The following is a 20,814-nucleotide window of genomic DNA, read 5'->3' as shown; positions in this document are numbered from 1 at the left end:
TTGAACCGATACCCGTCGCCACAGGTAAAGAAGATAAAGGCCCAGAAGATACAATACTACCGGAGGACATCGAAGAAGAAGACATACCGGCACTATACATTTTCATAAATAATTTCTTAGGTGCAACGGGACCAGCAGAAGAAACTATTCTAGGTATAGTAGAAGATCCTTCTACCTCAATAACAGAAGAACTAGTAACTGAAGAAGCACTAGTTGTTGGCATTACTCTCCCCTCAGATGATTCACCTTCTAAAACTCCCAAATCAGAAACAGAAGCACCTACCATAGGCAATCCAACTTTTGACACTTCAACTTCTTCTTCTCCAATTAACACCGGCGTCTCTGAAAGAGAAGGAGCAGAAACCTCAACAACCAATGCCTCTTCCTCAGATAAAGATGAAGAAAGCTTGCCTCCTAATTCTCCCTCCGATAACGAAGAATGATCATCGATAAATATAACATCCTCAACAGTCTCCTCAGTAACCACTAAGACTTCGGATGCTACAACACCAGCCGATAATCCAGTTTCTTCTACAGTAAAAAATAACGACGGGGGCTCTAAAGAAGAAGAAGAAGTAGTAGTAGGAGGAGGAGGAGGAGGAGGAGGAGGAACATCAATAGTAACTACAGAACTATCACCAGCTGCTACAGAACAACTACCACCAGCTACAGATACAACATCAGCCACAGAACTACCACTAGTTACTTCAGTAACATGAGATACTGCCCTTCTCCTCGCTGTTCCTCGCACTCTCATCCCTGAAGCTGCCAAGTCGGAAACACCAGCCTTATCACGAGCACTAATAAAATCTCCCACACAAAGAACAGCAGACGATGATTCCTCTCCAGGGCCTAATAGAACAGAAAATTGATTAGTTAGTAAACTCCACTCCGCTTTAAAAATATCTTGTACAATATTCATAACAGTCTCACTCAGAGACATCCAAAAACCTCTTAAACTATCTCCCGTTAATGGCAACAAGCTACTATCAGAAGCATCCCCAGGTACAACTCTAAAAAGAGAGCAAATAAATTCAGAACAAAGTCCACCACAATACTCGAGAAAGAATCTGTGCATAAAACTGGTCCTATAGGACATCATATTAGCTATAAGCCAAGCACATTGCTCAGAAAATGAAAGTTCTCTCAGTGTATGCGACACTGAAACTGCTACCACAGACGAGTAAATACGTCTAGCCAATGCACTAACCTCACTGGTAAGAACTTTAACCATTCCTTCAACCTCAGGAGGTACTTCAAATCCAAACAAATCTACAGAATCACCACCAGCTAAAGAACCACCATCATGAGATGCTACTCGCGCTCTCATTCCTTCAGAAGCCGAATCAAATATTGAAACTGATGACGAAGAAGTACCAGCCCTAGCACAAGCACTAACAAAATCTCCTCCACAAAGATCAGATAATCCCTCTACAGTGCCTGACGAAGCAGAAGAGCGACCAATAAGTTCGTACCACTTTGGCATAAAAAAACCCGCTATAGCTTTTAAAATAGCTTCATCCAAGGATAACCAAAAATCTGCTAACCTGTTTCCCGTTAATAGCACCAAGCTACGACTAGAAGAATCCCATACTCTGACACCGCAAAGATTGTTAATGAAAGTAGGAAGTAACTTAGAAGAATACTCAGCAAAGCACCTGGCCAAAAATTTGATCTCATAAAGCTTCACATTAGTTAAACACCAAGCACTTCGTTCAGAACTTGAAAGATTACGGAGAATACTTGACACTGTTCTTGCTATATGATAGCGGCTAATATCTTTAGCCAATGCACTAACCGCAGATATGAGTTTGCTAACCACTTCACTAAATTCAAGAGATACTACAAACCCAAGTGAATCTACAAAACCTGGTGGCACAAGAGAAGAATCGGGACCTGGACTAGGAACGAGACTATCCGCGGCTCGATCTTCACTATCCGCAGCGCGAGCACAAAAACGAGCACGGGCACTAGCACGGGCACTAGCACGGGCACTAGCACGGGCACTAGCACGGGCACTAGCACGGGCACTAGCACGGGCACTAGCACGGGCACGGGGACGAGCACGGTGGGCACGGGCGGCATTATCGGTATCGGGAATGGGAGCGGCAGCATGAGCAGAGGAACGAGCAACGGCGGCGGCGGCAGAGTTGGCGCGAGCGTTAGCATCACGAGCAGCATCGTGAAAAGCAAGAGCGGAAGTAACAACACTATCGAGAATAATATCGAAATCGCGACATGTAATAGGAACTCGACTATCTGCAGATCTATCTGCAAGTCGATCTTGAGCAACACCATGATCGGCAGCAAAAGCATAAGCCAGAGCAACAACATGATCGGCAGCAGTAGCGGCAGCTCGAGCATCGGCAGCTCGAGCAGAAGTATCGCGAGCATATTTATCAATATCGCGGGCACGGGCTAGATCAGGATCAGTATCAGGAATGGCGGCAGCACGAGCAGCAGCAGCAGCATAGCTGGCGCGAGCATCAGCAACAGCAGCAGCAGCGTGGCAATTACGAGCGGTGGCAACAATACTATCGATGATGATCCCGAAATCAACACCTAGAGTAGTAACGCTACTATCCGAAAGATAGGCGGCAAAAGCACGAGCCTGAGCAACAACATGATCGGCAGCGGCAGCACGAGCATCGGCAACGGCAGCGGCAGCACGAGCATCGGCAGCACGAGGAGCAGCAGAGCGAACATCGGCAGCACAAGCATGGTATTTATCCAGATCGCGAGTATTACTGGCTAGATCAAAATCAGTACTATCAGCAACTCTATCTTGAGCAACAACACGACCGGGAGCAAAAGCACGAGCCTGAGCAACAACATGATCGGCAGCGGCAGCGGCAGCATGAGCATCAGCAGCGCCAGAGGCAGCAACAGAGGCAGTAAAACGAGCATATCTATCCGCATTGATAACACTGGCACGGGCACGGCGGGCAGCAGCAGAATCGGTATCGATGACGGAAGCAGCAAGAGCAGCAGCAGCAAGAGCAGCAGAAGTGGCAGCAGAGTTGGCGCGAGCATCAGCAGCAGCAGCAGCAGCGTGGCAATTACGAGCGGTGGCAACAACACTATCTATGATGGTCCCGAAATCAACACCTAGAGCAGTAGCAGTACTATCCGAAACTCGATCTTGAACAACAACAAGACCGGTAGCAAAAACACGAGCTTGAGCAACAACATGATCGGCAGCGGCAGCAGAAGCGGCAGCGGCGGCAGCGCGAACAGCAACATCACGAGCATATTTATCCATACCACGAGCACTGGCACGGGCACGAGCACGGGTTAGATTAGGATCAGTATCGGGAATGGCATCAGCACGATTATGAGCACGAACAGCAGCAACGGCAGCAGAGCTGGCGCGAGCATCAGCAGCATCAGCAGCAGCGCGGCGAGTACGGGCAGTTTCAATAAGGCTATCGAGAATAACATCAAAATTTAAATCGGCAGTGGTAGTGCAAGCAGCAGTAGTTACAGAAGAAGTGGGAACAGATAATTCTGGATTTGCGCTAGCGGGAACAGGATGAACAGAAGTGGTAGTAGGTACAGAGCCAGCAGCATGACGCTTGGGAGCAGGTCCCTTGCCCTTGTCACTCCTACCGCCACTACCACCCTTACCCACAGAGGTAGTAGCAACAGTGGAAGTAGTGGCAGAAACAGTAAGAGCAGTAGAAGTAGTAACAACAGAGGAAGTAGCAACAACAATAGAGGCAGCAGTAACAGCAGTAGCCACATCCAATACACCACCAGGTAAAATATTATGAACCTGTTGTAAGACACCACTGTCAGCTTGATCAGCACTATCATCACTAGGACTAGCACCACCTACTCCAGTTACAGGATTCACAATCAAATTCCTTTTTTCATTTATTATTGTTGATTTTTTATCACTGCCATCGTTGCTATTACATATCCCAACACGCTCCACGCTTACATCAGAGACTCAACCCAGACACGTACTCTGGGCACTCAACTACGGCAAAATACATGGCGCATAGAAGAAACACCTCGCACTACACAAATACCCACACGGCCAGAAAAGTGCAAGACTCTGGAGTAAACATCGAAAAACACCGTAAAACTGCATGACAAGTGAAAGAAACTAAGCAGATCATATAGGTCAACATACGACATCGATGTGCACGAGCTTACTCCTTATTAAGCATCGACGCATCGCACACAAGACCAAACAATCTAATGCTATGCTTAACAATAAAACTTACCCATGGAAAATAGCCAAATATATATACCAACTAATATCGATACATATAGTAAAATAAATCACAGCCAGTGCTAAAAACTAGACAAATCTGCACAAAACCCGTACCAACGCGGTTACACCAATAACAATCCCAGACCAACCTATCGCAATGTAACACCACATTACAAAATCATCATTAACAAGCAACACCCAAATCACTCACATCACTCTCAACATAAAACGAACACAAGTCTCCTACTCGAACAACATATAGTGCAATACAAACGCTAATCACTTAATTTCTCCTCTTCCTTTTCCCCTACCTCTACCACTTCTACGAGTTGAAGAAGAAGCTTCACCTCCCGTAGGAGCTGACTCACGAGCAGGTGGTGGTGAAGGCGGTAAACCTCGATTCATCAATGCTGCCAATCTCTCTCCTATATCACTCCCCCCAGGAGCAGTACCAGGAGCAGTACCAGTAGTAGTAGCTAATGGCGAAACACTACCCGTCGCCACAGGTAAAGAAGATAAAGGCCCAGAAGATACAATACTACAGGAGGACGTCGAAGAAAAAGACATACCGGAAGAAGAAGTCACACCAGCTCTGTACCTACTCATAAATAATTTCTTAGGTGCAACAGGAACAGCAGAAGAACCTATTCTAAGAGCAGGAGAATCTATTCTAGGCATAGTAGAAGATTCTTCTACCTCAACAACAGAAGAACTAGTAACTGAAGAAGCACTAGTTGTTGGCACTACTGTTCGCTCAGATGATTCACTTTCTAAAACTCCCAAATCAGAAACAGCAGCACCTACCATAGGCAATCCAACTTCTGACACTTCAACTAACACTAGCGTCTCTGAAGTAGAAGGAGCAGAAACCTCAACAGCCAATGCCTCTTCCTCAGATAAGGATGAAGAAAGCCTGACTCCTAATTCTCCCTCCGATAACGAAGAATGGTCATCGATAAATATAACATTCTCACTAGACCCCTCTGTAGCTACTAAGACTTCGGACTCTACAACATCAACCGTAAACAATACAACTTCGTCTCCCATAACAAATAACGGCAGCGGCTCCAAAGAAGAAGAAGAAGTAGTAGTAGTAGTAGTAGTAGTAGGAGGAGGAGGAGGAGGAGGAGGAACATCAATAGTAACTACAGAACTATCACCAGCTGCTACAGAACAACTGCCACCAGCTACAGATACAACACCAGCCACAGAACTACCACTAGTTACTTCAGTAACATGAGATACTGCACTTCTCCTCGCTGTTCCTCGTACTCTCATCCCTGAAGCTGCCAAGTCGGGAACACCAGCCTTATCACGAGCACTAATAAAATCTCCCACACAAAGAACAGCAGACGATGATTCCTCTCCAGGGCCTAATAGAACAGAAAACTGACTAATTAGTGTCTCCCACTCCGCTGCAAAAATATCTTGTACAATTCCCATAATAGTCGCACTCAGAGACACCCAAAAACCTCTTAAATTATCTCCCGTCAATGGCAACAAGCTACGAACAGAAGCATCCCCAGGTATAACTCTAAAAAGAGAGCAAATAAATTCAGAACAAAGTCCACCGCAATAATCGAGAAAGAACTTATACACAAAGCTAGTTTTGTAAAGCATCATATTAGTTATAAGCCAAGCACATTGTTCAGAAGATGAAAGTCCTCTCATGTTACTAGACACTGGAACTGCTACCACAGACGAGTAAGTACGCCTAGCCAACGCACTAACCTCACAGATAAGAATATTAACCATTTCTTCAACCCTAGGAGATACTTCAAATCCAAACAAATCTACAAAATTACCACCATCTAAAGAACCACCATCATGAGATGCTACTCGCGCTCTCATTCCTTCAGAAGCTGAATCAAATCTTGAAACTGATGACGAAGAAGTACCAGCCCTAGCACAAGCATTAACAAAATCTCCTCCACAAAGATCAGATGATCCCTCTACAGTGTCTGACGGAGCAGAAAAGCGACCAATAAGTTCGTACCACTTTGACATAAAAAAACCCGCTACAGCTTTGAAAATAGCTTTATCCAAAGATAACCAAAAATCTGCTAACCCGTTCCCCGTTAATAGCACTAAGCTACGACTAGAAGAATCCCATACTCTGACACCGCAAAGATTGTTAACGAAAGTAGGGAGTAACTGAGAAGAATACTCAACAAAGCACCTGGCCACAAATTTGATCTCATAAAGCTTCCCATTAGTTAAACACCAAGCACTTCGTTCAGAACTTGAAAGATTACGCAGAATATCTGACACTGATCTTGTTATATAATTGTAAATAATATCTTTAGCCAATGCACTAACCGCAGATATGAGCTTGCTAACCACTTCACTAAACTCAAGAGATACTACAAACCCAAACAAATCTACAAAACCTGGTGGTACAAAAGAAGAACGAGCGCCGCTATTGGAAATGGGATCGGAATCGGGACCTTGACTAGGAACCCGACTATCAGCAGCTCGATCTTGAGAAACAACATGATCGGCAGCAAAAGTGCGAGCTAGAACAACAACACGATCGGCAGCGTCAGCTGCAGCGCGAGCAGCAACAGCGCAATATTTACTATCTGCAGCGCGAGCACAAAGACGAGCACGGACACGGGCGCGAGCACTGCGGGCACGGGCAGCATTATCGGTATCGGAAATGGGAGCGCCAGCACGAGCAGCGGCATCAAAGTTGTAAAGAGCATCAGTAGCACGAGCAGCAGCAAAGGCAGCAGATTTGGCGCTGGCATCAGCAGCATCAGCAACGGCGTGGCAACTACGAGCGGAGGCAACAACACTATCGATAATGATACCGAAATCGGGACATACAATAAAAACTCGACTATCTGCAGCTCGATCTTGAGCAGCAACTAGATCGGCAGCGACAGCACGGGCTAAAGCAACAACACGATCGGCAGCAGCAGCAGCAGCGTTAGCGTCGGCAGCATAAACGGCAGTAGATCGAGCACAGCTATCCATAGCGCAAGCACTGGCACGAGCAAGGGTTAGATCAGGATCAGTACCGGGGATGGCGTCAGCACGATTATGAACACGAACAGCAGCAGCAGCAGCAGAGCTGGCGCGAGCATCAGCAGCATCGGCAGCAGCGCGGCGAGTACGAGCTGTTTCAATAACGCTATCGAGAATGATATCAAAATTGAAATCGGCAGTGCGAGTGCAAGCAGCAGTAGTTACAGAAGAAGTGGGACCAGATAATTCTAGGTTTGCGCCAGCGGAAACAGGATGAGTGGTAGTAAGTACAGAAGCAGCAGCATGACTCTTGGGAGCAGGTCCCTTGCCCTTGTCACTCCTACCGCCACTACTACCCTTACCCACAGAGGTAGTAGCAACAGTGGAGGTAGTAGCGACAGTAGAAGTAGTAGCAGAAGCAGTAAGAACAGTAGAAGCGGTAATAACCGAGGAAATAGCAGCAATAGTAGAGACAGCAGTAACGGGGGTAGCTACATCCAATCCACTACCAGGCAAAATCTGAACCTGCTGTAAGACACCACTGTCAGCTTGATCAGCACCATCATCACTAGGACTAGCACCACCTACTCCAGTTACAGGATTCACAATCAAATTCCTTTTTTCATTTATTATTGTTGATTTTTATCACTTTTATCATTATCATCGTACGTTCTAACACGCTCCACGCTTACGCCAAAGACACAGCCTAGGTGCGTACTCTAGGCACTCGTCCTCAGCTACATCAAAGTACATGGCGCGTAGAAAAAGCACCTTACACGACTACCTGCATGACCGGGGAGATGCAAGACTTTGGAGTAAACAGGCGCGAAACATGCCATGCCACAAAACTGCACACCAAGTCTATGCTGAACAACAAAACTTACCCATGGAAAATATCCTAATACACATACCAACTAACATCCACACATATAGTAAAATAAATCATAATCGGCGCTGAAAAACTAGACAAATCCACACAAAACACGTACATATTAGTAACAATCTGAGACTAATCTACGGCAATGCAACATCTTGTTACAAAATCATCGCCAACAAGCAACGCTCAAAAATCACTCACATCACCCACAACATAAAATGAACGCAAGCCCTCTACCCAAAAAACAAACACTCATCACTTAACTTTTCCTCTTCCTTTTCCTTCTGCCTCCAACACTTCCTCGATTTGAAGAGGAAGCTTCGCCTTCAGTAGGAGTTGATTCGCTAGCAGGTAGTAGTGAAGGTGACAAACCACAGTTCATCAATGCTGCCAATCTCACCCCTATATCCCCCTCCCCAGAATAAGTATAAATAGTAGTAGTTACTACAGATGAAACACTACCTATATCCACAGATGCCGAAGATAACGACCCAGCAGCTACATTACTACTGGATGACATAGAAGAAGAAGGCATAATGGAGGAAATCTCATCAGCACTATGACTACTCATAAATGATTTCTTAGTTCCATAAAGAGAAGCACTTACAGGAAATGTAGGAAATTCTTTTATCCCAGCGGAAGTAAAGGAAGAAACACTAGTTGTGAGCACCACCATCCTCTCAGATGTAGAAGAAGATAATCCATCTCCTAAAACTCCTAAAGGAGAAGAAGTACCGACCATAGACAATCCAACTTCTTCTCTAGCCAACATTGGCACCTCTGAAGTAGAATGAGCAGAAGCATCAACGACCAGTGCCTCTTCCACAGATAAACCAGCTGCGGAACTGCCACTAGCACTTCATCAGCATTGGGATACCGATATCTGTGCTACTCGTCCTCTCGTCCCTGAAATTGCCAAAGCAGGAAGACCAACCCTCCTACAAGCATTAATAAAATCTCCAACAGTAGTAGATGATGATCCCTCTCCAGGTCCTAATGAAACAGAAAACAAACTAGTAAATCTACCCCAATCTGCTACAAAAATACCTTTTACAGCTCTTACAATAGCGCCACTCAAATGTAACCCAAAATTTCCTAAATCTTTTCCTATTAATGACAACAAGCCACGGCCAGAAGTACAGCCTGGTCTGACGCTAAAAAGAGAGTAAATAAATCCGGGACAAAGACTATCATAATACTCGGCAAGGCAATTAGCCACAAAGCTAGTTTTATAAAGCATCGTATTAGTTGTAAGCCAAGCACACTGCTCATACCCTGAAAGCCTACTCAGGGCATCCATCACTTGAGCTCTTATCACAGAAGAGTAAGTACGCCTAGCCAATGTACTAATCTCACAGATAAGAACATCAAACATTCCTCTAACCTCAGGAAGCACTTCAAGCCCAAACAAATCCACAGAATCACCACCATGAGGTGACACATGCACTCCCATTCCTCCAGTAATTGAATCAAAACATGACGACGAAGAAGTACCAGCCTTAGCACAAGCATCAACAAAATCTCCTCCACAAAGAGCAGATAATCCTTCTCCAGGTTCTAATTGGGAAAAAAAGGAAACAGAAAAGTTCATAGCAAGTTCGTACCACTTTGACATAAAAAAACCCGCTACAGCTTTGAAAATAGCTTTATCCAAAGATAACCAAAAATCTGCTAACCCGTTCCCCGTTAATAACACTAAGCTACGACTAGAAGAATCCCACACTCTGACACCGCAAAGATTGTTAACGAAAGTAGGGAGTAACTGAGAAGAATACTCAACAAAGCACCTGGCCACAAATTTGAGCTCATAAAACTTCATGTTAATAAGGATCAGGAATAGAGACAGCATGAGCACGAACAGCACCAGCAGAGCTGGCGCTAACATCAGCAACTCTAGCAGCAGCGTGGCAACTACGAGCGGCGGCGACAACACTATCGAGGATGATACCAAAATCTAAATCGTCAGTGCGAGCGCGAGCGGCAGTAGTTACAGAAGAAATAGTAACAGACAATTCTGTATTTGCGCTAGCGTGAGTAGGATGAACAGAAGTATCAATAAGCACAGAACCAGCCACTCTCCTACCGCTACTACCGCCCTTATCCACAGAGGTAATAGCACCAGTGGAGGTAATAGCAGAAGCAGTAAGCGTAGTAGAAACAGCAACAGCAGAGAAGTAGTAGTAATAGTGGAAACAGCAGCAACGGTGGTAGCTACCAATCCGTCACCAGTAGAATCTTTAACCTGCTGCAAGTCACGACTGGCAGCTTGAACAGCATCATCACCACTGTCTCTAGGATCAGAACCAGCATCGACATTATTAATTTACATCCTAATGAACACCACTCTTGCATAAGAAACACAATATGAGGTACTTACCCTCAACTACAACAAAACACGAAACGAGTAGAAAAAACACACTACAACATTACCCACACAACCAGGAAAGCACGAAGCTTGGAGCAAACAGCAAAACAACACACCAAATGAAGGAAATTAATCAGATCAGATATAAACCAACAACATACACAGGCTTATTCTGTCTTACGCGCCACACACAAAACTACGAATTTAGTGTTATGTTGGACGACAAATTTTACCCATGTAAAATAGCCAAATGCATATACCAACTAACATACATACCTATGGTAAAATAAATCCCACGCAGATAGACCGGTGACAATCTCACATTACAAAATTATCGCTAATAAGCAACATCTCAAAAATCACTCTCAACATAAAACGAACACAAGCCTCCTACTCAACCAACATATAGTGCAATATAAATGCTAATCACTTAATTTCTCCTCTTCCTTTTCCTCCTACCTCTACCACTTCCACGAGTTGAAGAAGAAGCTACACCTCCCGTAGGAACCGACTCACTAGCAGGTGGTGGTGAAGGTGGTAAACCTCGATTCAGCAATGCTGCCAATCTATCCCCTATATCACCCCCTCCAGAGGCAGTACCAGTAGTAGTAGCTAATGTTGAACCGATACCCGTCGCCACAGGTAAAGAAGATAAAGGCCCAGAAGATACAATACTACCGGAGGACATCGAAGAAGAAGACATACCGGCACTATACATTTTCATAAATAATTTCTTAGGTGCAACGGGACCAGCAGAAGAAACTATTCTAGGTATAGTAGAAGATCCTTCTACCTCAATAACAGAAGAACTAGTAACTGAAGAAGCACTAGTTGTTGGCATTACTCTCCCCTCAGATGATTCACCTTCTAAAACTCCCAAATCAGAAACAGAAGCACCTACCATAGGCAATCCTACTTCTGACACTTCAACTCCTTCTTCTTCAGCCAACACTAGCATTTCTGAAGTAGAAGGAGCAGAAACATCAACAACCAATGCCTCTTCCTCAGATTGCGAAGAATGGTCATCGATAAGTACAACTCCATCACCAGACCCCTCTGTAGTTACTAAAATTTCGGAATCTACAGCACCAACCATAGACAATCCAATTTCGTCTCCCATGATAAATAACGGCGGCAACTCTGGAGGAGCAGAAGCAGGAGAAGAAGAAGAAGTAGAAGAAGCAGAAGCAGGAGAAGAAGCAGAAGCAGGAGAAGAAGCAGGAGAAGAAGCAGGAGAAGAAGCAGAAGAAGAAATAGAAGTAGAAGTAGAAGAAGTAGAAGAAGTAGAAGAAGTAGAAGAAGTAGAAGAAGTAGAAGTAGAACTACCACTAGCTACTTCAGTAACATGAGATAATGCCCTTCCCCTTGCTGCTGCTCCTCTTACTCTTATCAATAAACCAGACCCTGAAGCTGACACGTTAGGAACACCAACCTTACCATGAGCACTAATAAAATCTCCCACACAAAGAACAGTAGATGATGATTCCTCAGGGCATGATAGAACAGAAAACCGATTAGTTAGTAAACTCCACTCCGCTGCAAAAATATCTTGCAAAACTCTCATAATAGTCCCGCTCAGAGACACCCAAAAACCTCTTAATCTATTTCCCGTTAATGACAACAATCTGCGACCAGAAGCGTCCCCAGGTATTACACTAAAAAGGGAGCAAATAAATTCAGAACAAAGTCCACCACAATAATCGAGAAAGAATTTGTGCATAAAGCTAGTTTTATAGAGCATCATATTAGTTATAAGACAAGCACATTGTTCAGAAGATGAAAGTCCTCTCATGTTACTAGACACTGGAACTGCTACCACAGACGAGTAAGTACTCCTAGCCAATGCACTAACCTCACAGATAAGAACATTAACCATTTCTTCAACCCTAGGAGGTACTTCAAATCCAAACAAATATACAAAATCACCACCATCTAAAGAACCACCATCTTGAGATGCTACTCGCACTCTCATTCCTTCAGAAGCTGAATCAAATCTTGAAACTAATGGCAAAGAAGTATCAGACCTAGCACAAGCATTAACAAAATCTCCTCCACAAAGAGCAGATGATCCCTCTTCAGGGCCTGACATAACGGAAAAGCGATTAATAAGTCCGCACCACCTTGACATAAAAAAACTAGTTATAGCTTTGAAAATAGCTTTGTCCAAAGATGCCCAAAAATCTGCTAACCTGTCCCCCGTTAATAGCACCAAGCTGCGACTAGAAGAATCCCATGTTCTGACACTGCGAAGAGAGTTAAGGAAAGTAGGGAGTAGTTCAGTAGAATACCCAGCAAAGCACCTAGCCACAAATTTGAGCTCATAAAACTTCCCATTAGTTAAACACCAAGCACGTCGTTCAGAAACTGAAAGATTACGGAGAATATTTGACACTGTTCTTAGTATATAATAGGAAATAATATCTTTAGCCAATGTACAAACCCCAGATATGAGATCGTCAACCACATCACTAAGCTTAAGAGATACTACAAACCCAAACAAATCTACAAAACCTGGTGGTATAAGAGAAGAATCAGGAAGCAATGAAGATGTAGGAGAACCAGCAACAGCGGTAGTACAAGGGCTATCGGAAATGGGATTGGAATCGGGGCCTGGACTAGGAACGCGACTATCCGCAGCGAGATCTTGAGCAACAACAAGACCGGCAGCAAAAGCACGAGCTTGAGCAACAACAACATCGGCAGCAACAGCGGCATCGCGGGCAGTGGCAGCAAGAGTGGCAAGAGCGCGGAAGTAGCTGCCCGCAGCGCGGGCACGGGCACGAGCACGGCGGGCACAAACACGAGCGGCATCAGAATCAGTATCTGAGGTAAGAGAGTCAGCGGCGACAGCAATATCACGAGCACGAGCAGCAGCATCAGCAGAAGAGTTGGCGCGAGCAGCAGCAGTAGCAGCAGAGTTGGCGCGAGCAGCAGCAGCAACAGCAGCGGCATGGCAATCACGAGCGTTGGCAACAACACCATCGAGAACAATATTGAAATCGGCACTTCCTGGACCAGGAACTAGACTATCCGCAACTAGATCTTGAGCAAGATCAGCAGCGAAAGCACTAGCATGAGAAACAGCGAAAGCACTAGCATGAGAAACAACAAGATTGGCAGCGGCAGCGGCAGCACGAGCATCGGCAGCGCGAACAGCAGCATCGCAAGCATGTCTATCCATAGCACGAGCACTGGCACGAGCACGAGCACGAGCACGGGTTAGCTCAGGATCAGTATCAGGGATGGAGTCAGCATGACTATGAGCACTAACAGCAGCAGCAGCAGCAGAGCTGGCGCGAGCATCAGCATCATCAGCAGCAGCGAGGCGAACACGAGCGGTTTCAATAACACTATCGAGAATGACATCAAAGTTTAAATGGGCAATGGTAGTGCAAACAGCAGTAGTTACAGAAGAAGTGGGGCCAGATAATTCTGGATTTGTACTAGCTGGAACAGGATGAGTGGTAGTAAGTACAGAAGCAGCAGCACGACGCTTGGAAGCAGGTCCCTTGCCCTTGTCACTCCTACCGCCACTGCTACCCTTACCCACGGAGGTAGTAGCAACAGTGGAAGTAGTAGCAGAAGCAGTAAGCACAGTAGAAGTAGTAACAACAGAGGAAGTAGCAGCAATAGTGGAGACAGCAGCAACGGTGGTGACTACACCCAATACACTACCAGGCAAAATCTGAACCTGCTGCAAGTCACCACTGTCAGCTTGATCAGCACCATCATCACTAGGACTAGCACCACCTACTCCAGTTACAGGATTCACAATCAAATTCCTTTTTTCATTTATTATTGTCGATTTTTTATCACTGTTATCGTTATTATTATATACCTTAGGATGCTCCATGCTTACATCAAAAGCACAACCTAGACATACACTCCAGGCACTCACCCTCGACTACAGCAAAACACAGAGCGCGTAGAAAAAATACCACACACTACACAACTGCCAACATGACCAGGGAAGTGCAAAACTTTGTAGCAAACAGAGAAACACAACGCAAAACTGCACACCAAGTGAAAAAATTAAGCAGATCAAATATAGACCAACATACGAACAGCGACATACACGAGCTTATCCCTCATTAAGCATCAATGCACCGCACACAAAACTAGACAATCTTAATACTATGCTGAACAACAAAACTTACCCATGGAAAATAGCCAAATACATATACCAACTAATATCGATGCATATAGTAAAATAAATCACAACCAGTGCTAAAAAACTAGACAAATCCGCACAAAGCCCGTCCAACGCAGTTACACTAATAACAATCTTAGACCAACCTATCGCAATGTAACACCACATTACAAAATCATCATTAAAAAGCAACACCCAAATCACTCACACCTCTCTCAACATAAAACGAACACAAGCCTCCTACTCAACCGACATACCCTGCAATATAATATAAACAAGACCTGCTCTCATCATTGAACTTTTCCTCTTCCTTTTCCTTCTGCCTCCAACAACACTTACCTGACTTGAAGAAGAAGCTTCGCCTTCATTAGGAGCCGATTCGCTAACAGGCGGTGGTGAAGGTGGCAGAGCACGGTTCATCAATGCTGTAAATCTACCTCCCATATCCTACTCCCCAGAATAAGTATAAGCAGTAGTAGTAGTTACTACCGATGAAACACTACCCATACCTACAGACGTCGAAGACAAAGGTCCAGCAGATACACTACTACTGGGATGGCATAGAAGAAGAAGGCATACTGGAGAAAGTCTCACCAGCACTATACACATACTCATATTCTTAGGTCTACCAAGAGGATTAAGTCCACCAAGATGGCCACTTCTAATAATTGTAGGAGATTCTTTTGCCTCAACAGGAGTAACGACAAAAGGAGTACCAGCGGAACTACCTCCAGCTACAAAAGCAGAACTACTACCAACTACAGAACCACTATCAGCTGCAGAACTACCACTAACTATTCTTGAACAACACGAGAAGAAGGTACCGCCATCCGAGCTAATCGCCCTCTCATCGTTCCTGAAGTTGTCAACACAGGAACACCAACAACACTATGAGCTCCAATAAAATCTCTCCCACAAAGAACAGTAGATGACGATTACTCTCCAGATCCCAATGAAACAGAAAACCGACTAGTAAGTACACTTCACGCTGCTACAAAAATATCCTCTACAGTTTTTAAAATAGTATTATCCAATAATAATCAAAAATCCCTCAAACTATTTCCTACTAATGACAACAACCCATGACCAGAAACATCCCCTGGACTTGACACTAAAAAGAGAGCAAATAAAATCAGCACAGAGCCCAGCATGGTACTCGGCAAGGCACCTAGATACAAAGCCAGTTCTATAAAGCATCACATTAGATGTAAGACAAGCATACTTTTCAGAATCTCTAAGCCTCTCCAGTGCACTCAACACTTGCCCCTCTACTATACATAGACGAGTAAGTACATCTAACTAATACACTTGATCTCATGAATAAGAATATTAAGCATTTCTTTAACCGCGGGAAGTACTCTAAGCCCAAACAAATATACGTAATCACTACTATGAGGTACCACCTGCACTCCTGTTCCTCCAGTAACTGAACCAAAACATGATGACTAAGAAGTGCCGGTCTTAAATCAAGCTCCAACAAAATCTTCCCCCACGAAGAGTAGTTGATTCCTCTTCAGTAAATAACAGAACAAAAAAGGAAACATAAAAACGAGCGGCAAGTAAGTCCCACTTTTCCATAAAAATACTAAGTATAGCCTTTAAAATGGCTTTATCCGAAGATGACCAAAAATCTACTAACTTGCTTCCAATTAATGACGACAAGCAACGAACAGAAGAATCCCATACCTTGATACTGCAAAGATGGTCAATAAATTTAGGAAGTAATTTAGCACAATACTCAGCAACACATCTGGCCACACATTTAACCTCATAAAACTTCTTAGTGTTTAAAAACCAAGCTGTTGCTCAGAATTTGAAATACTATAATTCGACACTCTTCTTGACATATACAGGCAAATACTATTTCTAGTAAAAACACAAGCCTCAGACATGAGACTATTAACAACTTCACTAAGCTCAGGAGATACTACAAACCCAAACAAACTTACATAACCAACAGGTTCTGGATCAAGTAAATAAGGACTAGGAGTCAATGTAGCTGCAGAAGAAGTAGGAACAGCAAACAGCAACGTCAGCAGCAAGATCGGCGGTAGCGCGGACGCGAGAATCAGCAGCACGAGCACGAACAAGATCGTCATTGAAGACAAGAGTTGCAATACTAACATGAGCACGATCAGCAGCGGCAACGGCAGCTCGCACACGATCAGAAGCACCCAGAAATTTATCCAAAGCTTGGGAAAATTCAGAACTCCACGCAAGCGACAAGCATTCTCTGATCCTGGCAACTGCAGCGGCAAAAAACGATCCTACAAACTTACTTGCTTCCTCATCACTAAATCTCACAATCTCTCCACCAAATAAATGAAAAGAAGAAGCAACTCTACCATTAACTTCCGCAAAGTAATGCTCCTAAAAACCTCTCGTAGCACCCACTTCAAAAACAGAAAAAGAACTATCACGTAATACAGAAATATCTTCTAATACAAAAGCACCACCTGATGAAACGTGTTCTCCAATCTGAGATCTAAAAAATGTAGCAGCCACTTCTCTAACAGTACATAGAAAATTATGTTCCATTCCACATAACTCTACCCAATCCACATAACTCTACCCAATCCACCACCAGACGAACTTGAACCTGCTGCAAAGCAACATCTCCAACTTGATCAGCAATAACCTCAGAATCAGAACTAGCACCACCTACCCCAGACATAGGACCCACATCAAACCCCATTTTTCATTTATTATTATTGATGGTCGTTGTTAATTTTTTATTTTGTCATAGTTATTCAACTCATAACTAATACACACCGCCCCTACACCAGAAACACTATTTGAGTACATACACTTCGTACTTACCATCAACTGCAACAATACAGAGAGCTGCGTATGTATACAAAGCAGCACACCAGCTTAAAGAATCTAAGCAGACCAAATGCTATAGGTCAAAGTACGCTAGTTCATTACGTAATACCATGTTTAATAACAAAACTTACCTATGAAAGACAGACAAATACATACCGTATATACCAACTAAATGTCATATTTATGTAGCCAAGCAAACCCCAACAATCTAGGACCAGTCTATCTATTACAATAATAATGTAGCACTACACCACAAAAATACTGTTAACAAGCAACATCTCAAAAATCACTCACAACATAAAACGAACACAATCCTCCTACTCAACCAACATATAGTGCAATACAAACACTAATCACTTAACTTCTCCTCTTCCTTTTCCTCCTACCTCTACCACTTCCACGAGTTGAAGAAGAAGCTTCACCTCCCGTAGGAGCTGACTCACTAGCAGGTGGTGGTGAAGGTGGTAAACCTCGATTCATCAATGCTGCCAATCTCTCTCCTATATCACCCTCCCCAGGAGCAATACCAGTAGTAATAGCTAATGGCGAAACGCTACCAGTCGTCACCGCAGGTACAGAGGATAGAGGTCCAGAAGATACAATACTACCGGAGGACGTCGAAGAAGAAGACATACCGGAAGAAGAAGCCACACCAGAACGATACATACTAATAAATAATTTCTTAGGTGCAACAGGACCACCAGAAGAACCTATTCTAAGAGCAGGAGAACCCATTGTAGGTATAGTAGTAGAAGATTCTTCTACCTCAACAACAACAGAAGAACTAGTCCTTGAAGCTGTCAAAGCATGCATACCAGCCTTATCACGAGCATCAATAAAATCTCTCACACAAAGAACAGAAGATGATGATTCCTCTCCAGGGCTTAATAGAACAGAAAACTGACTAATTAGTACCTCCCACTCCGCTTTAAAAATATCTTGTACAATCTTCATAACAGTCTCACTCAGAGACATCCAAAAACCTCTTAAACTATCTCCCGTTAATGACAACAAGCTACGACCAGAAGCATCCTCAGGTATGACTCTAAAAAGAGAGCAAATAAATTCAGAACAAAGTCCACCACAATACTCGAGAAAGAAGTTATACACAAAGCTAGTTTTGTAAAGCATCATATTAGTTATAAGCCAAGCGCATTGTTCAGAAAATGAAAGCTCTCTTAGGGCACTCGACACTGGAACTGCTACCACAGACGAGTAAGTACGTCTAGCCAATACACTAACCTCACAGATAAGAACATTAACCATTTCTTCCACAGGAGGTGCTTCAAATCCAAACAAATCTACAAAATCAACACTAGCTAAAGAATCACCATCATGAGATGCTACTCGCGCTCTCATTCCTTCAGAAGCCGAATCAAATATTGAAACTGATGACGAAGAAGTACCAGCCCTAGCACAAGCACTAACAAAATCTCCTCCACAAAGATCAGATAATCCCTCTACAGTGCCTGACGAAGCAGAAGAGCGACCAATAAGTTCGTACCACTTTGGCATAAAAAAACCCGCTATAGCTTTTAAAATAGCTTCATCCAAGGATAACCAAAAATCTGCTAACCTGTTTCCCGTTAATAGCACCAAGCTACGACTAGAAGAATCCCATACTCTGACACCGCAAAGATTGTTAATGAAAGTAGAGAGTAACTGAGAAGAATACTCAACAAAGCACTTGGCCACAAATTTGAGCTCATAAAGCTTCCCATTAATTAAACACCAAGCACTTCGTTCAGAACTTGAAAGATTACGCAGAATATCTGACACTGCTCTTGTTATATAATGGGAAATAATATTTTCAGCCAATGCACAAACCTCAGATATGAGTTTGTTAACCATTTCACTAAACTCAATAGATACTACAAACCCAAGCAAATCTACAAAACCTGGTGGCATAAAAGAAGAACAAGCGCCGCTATCGGAAATGGGATCGGAATCGGTACCTATACTAGGAACGCGACTATCCGCAGCTCGATCTTGAGCAACAATATGATCAGCAGCAAAAGCACGAGCTAGAGCAACAACTCGATCGGCAGCGACAGCAGCAGCGCGAGCAGCAACAGCGCGATCTTTACTATCTGCAGCGCGAGCACAAAGACGGGTACGGGCACTAGCATGGGCACGGGCACTACGAGCAAGGGCGGCACTATCGGTATCGGAAATGGAAGCGCCAGCACGAGCAGCGGCATCAAAGTTGAAAAAAGCATCAGTAGCACGAGCAGCAGCAACGGCAGCAGAGTTGGCGCTGGCATCAGCAGCATCAGCAACAGCGTGGTAACTACGAGCGGAGGCAACAACACTATCGATAATGATCCAGAAATCGGGACATACAATAGAAACTCGACTATCTGCAGCTCTATCTTGAGCAGCAACTAGACCGGCAGCGATAGCACGAGCTAGAGCAACAACACGGTCGGCAGCGGCAGCGGCAGCGGCAGCGTCGGCAGCATGAACGGCAACAGATCGAGCACAGCTATCCATAGAGCAAGCACTAGCACGAGCAAGAGTTGGATTAGGATAAGTATTGGGGATGGTGTCAGCACGATTATGAACACGAGCAGCAGCAGCAGCAGCAGCGCTGGCGCGAGAATCAGCAGCATCAGCAGCAGCGCGGCGAGTACGAGCGGCTTCAATAACGCTATCGAGAATAATATCGAAATCGGCAGCGCGAGTGCAAGCAGCAGTAGTTACAGAAGAAGTGGGGGCAGATAATTCTGGATTTGTGCTAGCGTGAGTAGGATTAACAGAAGTGGCAGAAACCACAGAACCAGCAGCACAACGCTTGGGAGCAGGTCCCTTGCCCTTGTCACTCCTACCGCCACTGCTACCCTTACCCACAGAGGTAGTAGCAACAGTGGAAGTAGCAACAATAGTGGAGACAGCAGTAGCGGTGGTGACTACATCTAATACACCACCAGGCAAAACCTGAACCTGCTGCAAGTCACCACTGTCAGCTTGATCATCATCACCACTAGGACCAGCAACACTTACTCCTGTCACAGGATTCACAGTCAAATTCCTTTTTTCATTTATTATTGTTGATGGTTATTGTTGATTTTTTATCATCATCATCGTTATTATTATATACCCTAATACAATCCCCGCTTATATCAGAGACACAACCCACAGGCACACGCTTTAGGAACTCAGCCTCAACTACAACAAAACACAGAGTGCATAGAGGAAAAGTCTTACACCACACAATCACCTACACGACCAGGAAGGTGCAAGACTTTGGAGTAAACAGGGAAAGACACCGCAAAACTGCACAACAAATAAAATATCAGGTATACCAAATATATATATATATATATATATATCAACATACTAACGGCAATATACGCGAGACTATTACGCATTACGCGTCACACATGAGTACCAAGCACCACACA

The 20,814-nt window shown here is 44.2% G+C and carries 15 protein-coding genes; all 15 read right to left on the bottom strand.

Going from position 1 to position 20,814, the window contains the following annotated elements; translation table 11 throughout:
- Positions 1–3,856 (bottom strand): hypothetical protein (locus A6733_RS10380; protein ID WP_176696800.1); only part of this gene is annotated, 3,856 nt, incomplete at its 3' end.
- A 645-nt stretch (positions 3,857–4,501) separates the two neighbouring features.
- A complete protein-coding gene (locus tag A6733_RS10375; protein ID WP_092460762.1) occupies positions 4,502–7,798 on the bottom strand; it encodes a hypothetical protein in 3,297 nt (1,098 codons plus the stop codon).
- A gap of 530 nt (positions 7,799–8,328) precedes the next feature.
- Positions 8,329–8,895, bottom strand: a complete 567-nt coding sequence (locus A6733_RS10370; protein ID WP_092411424.1) for a hypothetical protein — start codon at positions 8,893–8,895, stop codon at positions 8,329–8,331.
- 36 nt (positions 8,896–8,931) lie between these two features.
- Positions 8,932–9,888: a hypothetical protein gene (locus A6733_RS10365; RefSeq protein WP_141663494.1), complete on the bottom strand. Its 957-nt coding sequence runs from the start codon at positions 9,886–9,888 to the stop codon at positions 8,932–8,934.
- Between the two features lies 1 nt (position 9,889).
- Positions 9,890–10,174 (bottom strand): hypothetical protein, encoded by a 285-nt coding sequence (locus A6733_RS10360; RefSeq protein WP_092403609.1) that lies wholly within the window; start codon positions 10,172–10,174, stop codon positions 9,890–9,892.
- A 690-nt stretch (positions 10,175–10,864) separates the two neighbouring features.
- Positions 10,865–14,206, bottom strand: a complete 3,342-nt coding sequence (locus tag A6733_RS10355; RefSeq protein ID WP_176696799.1) for a hypothetical protein — start codon at positions 14,204–14,206, stop codon at positions 10,865–10,867.
- 618 nt (positions 14,207–14,824) lie between these two features.
- Entirely contained in the window at positions 14,825–15,028 is a 204-nt protein-coding gene (locus A6733_RS10350) for a hypothetical protein (RefSeq protein WP_092403442.1), read from the bottom strand.
- A gap of 3 nt (positions 15,029–15,031) precedes the next feature.
- Positions 15,032–15,199: a hypothetical protein gene (locus A6733_RS10345; RefSeq protein WP_176696111.1), complete on the bottom strand. Its 168-nt coding sequence runs from the start codon at positions 15,197–15,199 to the stop codon at positions 15,032–15,034.
- An 846-nt stretch (positions 15,200–16,045) separates the two neighbouring features.
- Positions 16,046–16,342 carry a hypothetical protein gene (locus A6733_RS10340; RefSeq protein WP_092403446.1) on the bottom strand — a complete coding sequence of 99 codons (297 nt, stop codon included), beginning with the start codon at positions 16,340–16,342 and terminating at the stop codon, positions 16,046–16,048.
- A 29-nt stretch (positions 16,343–16,371) separates the two neighbouring features.
- On the bottom strand, positions 16,372–16,578 hold the full coding sequence (locus tag A6733_RS10335) for a hypothetical protein (protein ID WP_092403448.1): 207 nt from the start codon (positions 16,576–16,578) through the stop codon (positions 16,372–16,374).
- Positions 16,568–16,888 carry a hypothetical protein gene (locus A6733_RS10330; protein WP_092460757.1) on the bottom strand — a complete coding sequence of 107 codons (321 nt, stop codon included), beginning with the start codon at positions 16,886–16,888 and terminating at the stop codon, positions 16,568–16,570. The genes A6733_RS10335 and A6733_RS10330 overlap by 11 nt, the downstream gene beginning before the upstream one ends.
- Positions 16,889–16,954: 66 nt before the next feature.
- The gene (locus tag A6733_RS10325; RefSeq protein WP_176696798.1) at positions 16,955–17,122 is read right to left on the bottom strand and encodes a hypothetical protein; all 168 of its coding nucleotides are present in this window, start codon (positions 17,120–17,122) and stop codon (positions 16,955–16,957) included.
- The gene (locus A6733_RS10320; protein ID WP_175330648.1) at positions 17,112–17,267 is read right to left on the bottom strand and encodes a hypothetical protein; all 156 of its coding nucleotides are present in this window, start codon (positions 17,265–17,267) and stop codon (positions 17,112–17,114) included. The genes A6733_RS10325 and A6733_RS10320 overlap by 11 nt, the downstream gene beginning before the upstream one ends.
- 500 nt (positions 17,268–17,767) lie before the next feature.
- On the bottom strand, positions 17,768–20,431 hold the full coding sequence (locus A6733_RS10315) for a hypothetical protein (protein WP_092460754.1): 2,664 nt from the start codon (positions 20,429–20,431) through the stop codon (positions 17,768–17,770).
- A 16-nt stretch (positions 20,432–20,447) separates the two neighbouring features.
- Positions 20,448–20,624 carry a hypothetical protein gene (locus tag A6733_RS10310; RefSeq protein WP_176695573.1) on the bottom strand — a complete coding sequence of 59 codons (177 nt, stop codon included), beginning with the start codon at positions 20,622–20,624 and terminating at the stop codon, positions 20,448–20,450.
- Positions 20,625–20,814 lie beyond the last annotated feature (190 nt).

Source organism: Candidatus Ichthyocystis sparus (assembly GCF_900078745.1).
In the GTDB taxonomy this organism is placed as follows: domain Bacteria; phylum Pseudomonadota; class Gammaproteobacteria; order Burkholderiales; family 2013Ark19i; genus Ichthyocystis; species Ichthyocystis sparus.
The sequence above is the reverse complement of the archived record's forward strand: the minus strand, read 5'-3'. Positions and strand labels throughout refer to the sequence as shown.

Excerpts from the sequence above, each read along its gene's own strand:
- A6733_RS10345 (WP_176696111.1), bottom strand. The coding sequence starts at position 15,199 with ATGAGTATGTGTATAGTGCTGGTGAGACTTTCTCCAGTATGCCTTCTT.
- A6733_RS10365 (WP_141663494.1), bottom strand. The coding sequence starts at position 9,888 with ATGAAGTTTTATGAGCTCAAATTTGTGGCCAGGTGCTTTGTTGAGTAT.
- A6733_RS10350 (WP_092403442.1), bottom strand. The coding sequence starts at position 15,028 with ATGGGAGGTAGATTTACAGCATTGATGAACCGTGCTCTGCCACCTTCA.
- A6733_RS10325 (WP_176696798.1), bottom strand. The coding sequence starts at position 17,122 with ATGGAACATAATTTTCTATGTACTGTTAGAGAAGTGGCTGCTACATTT.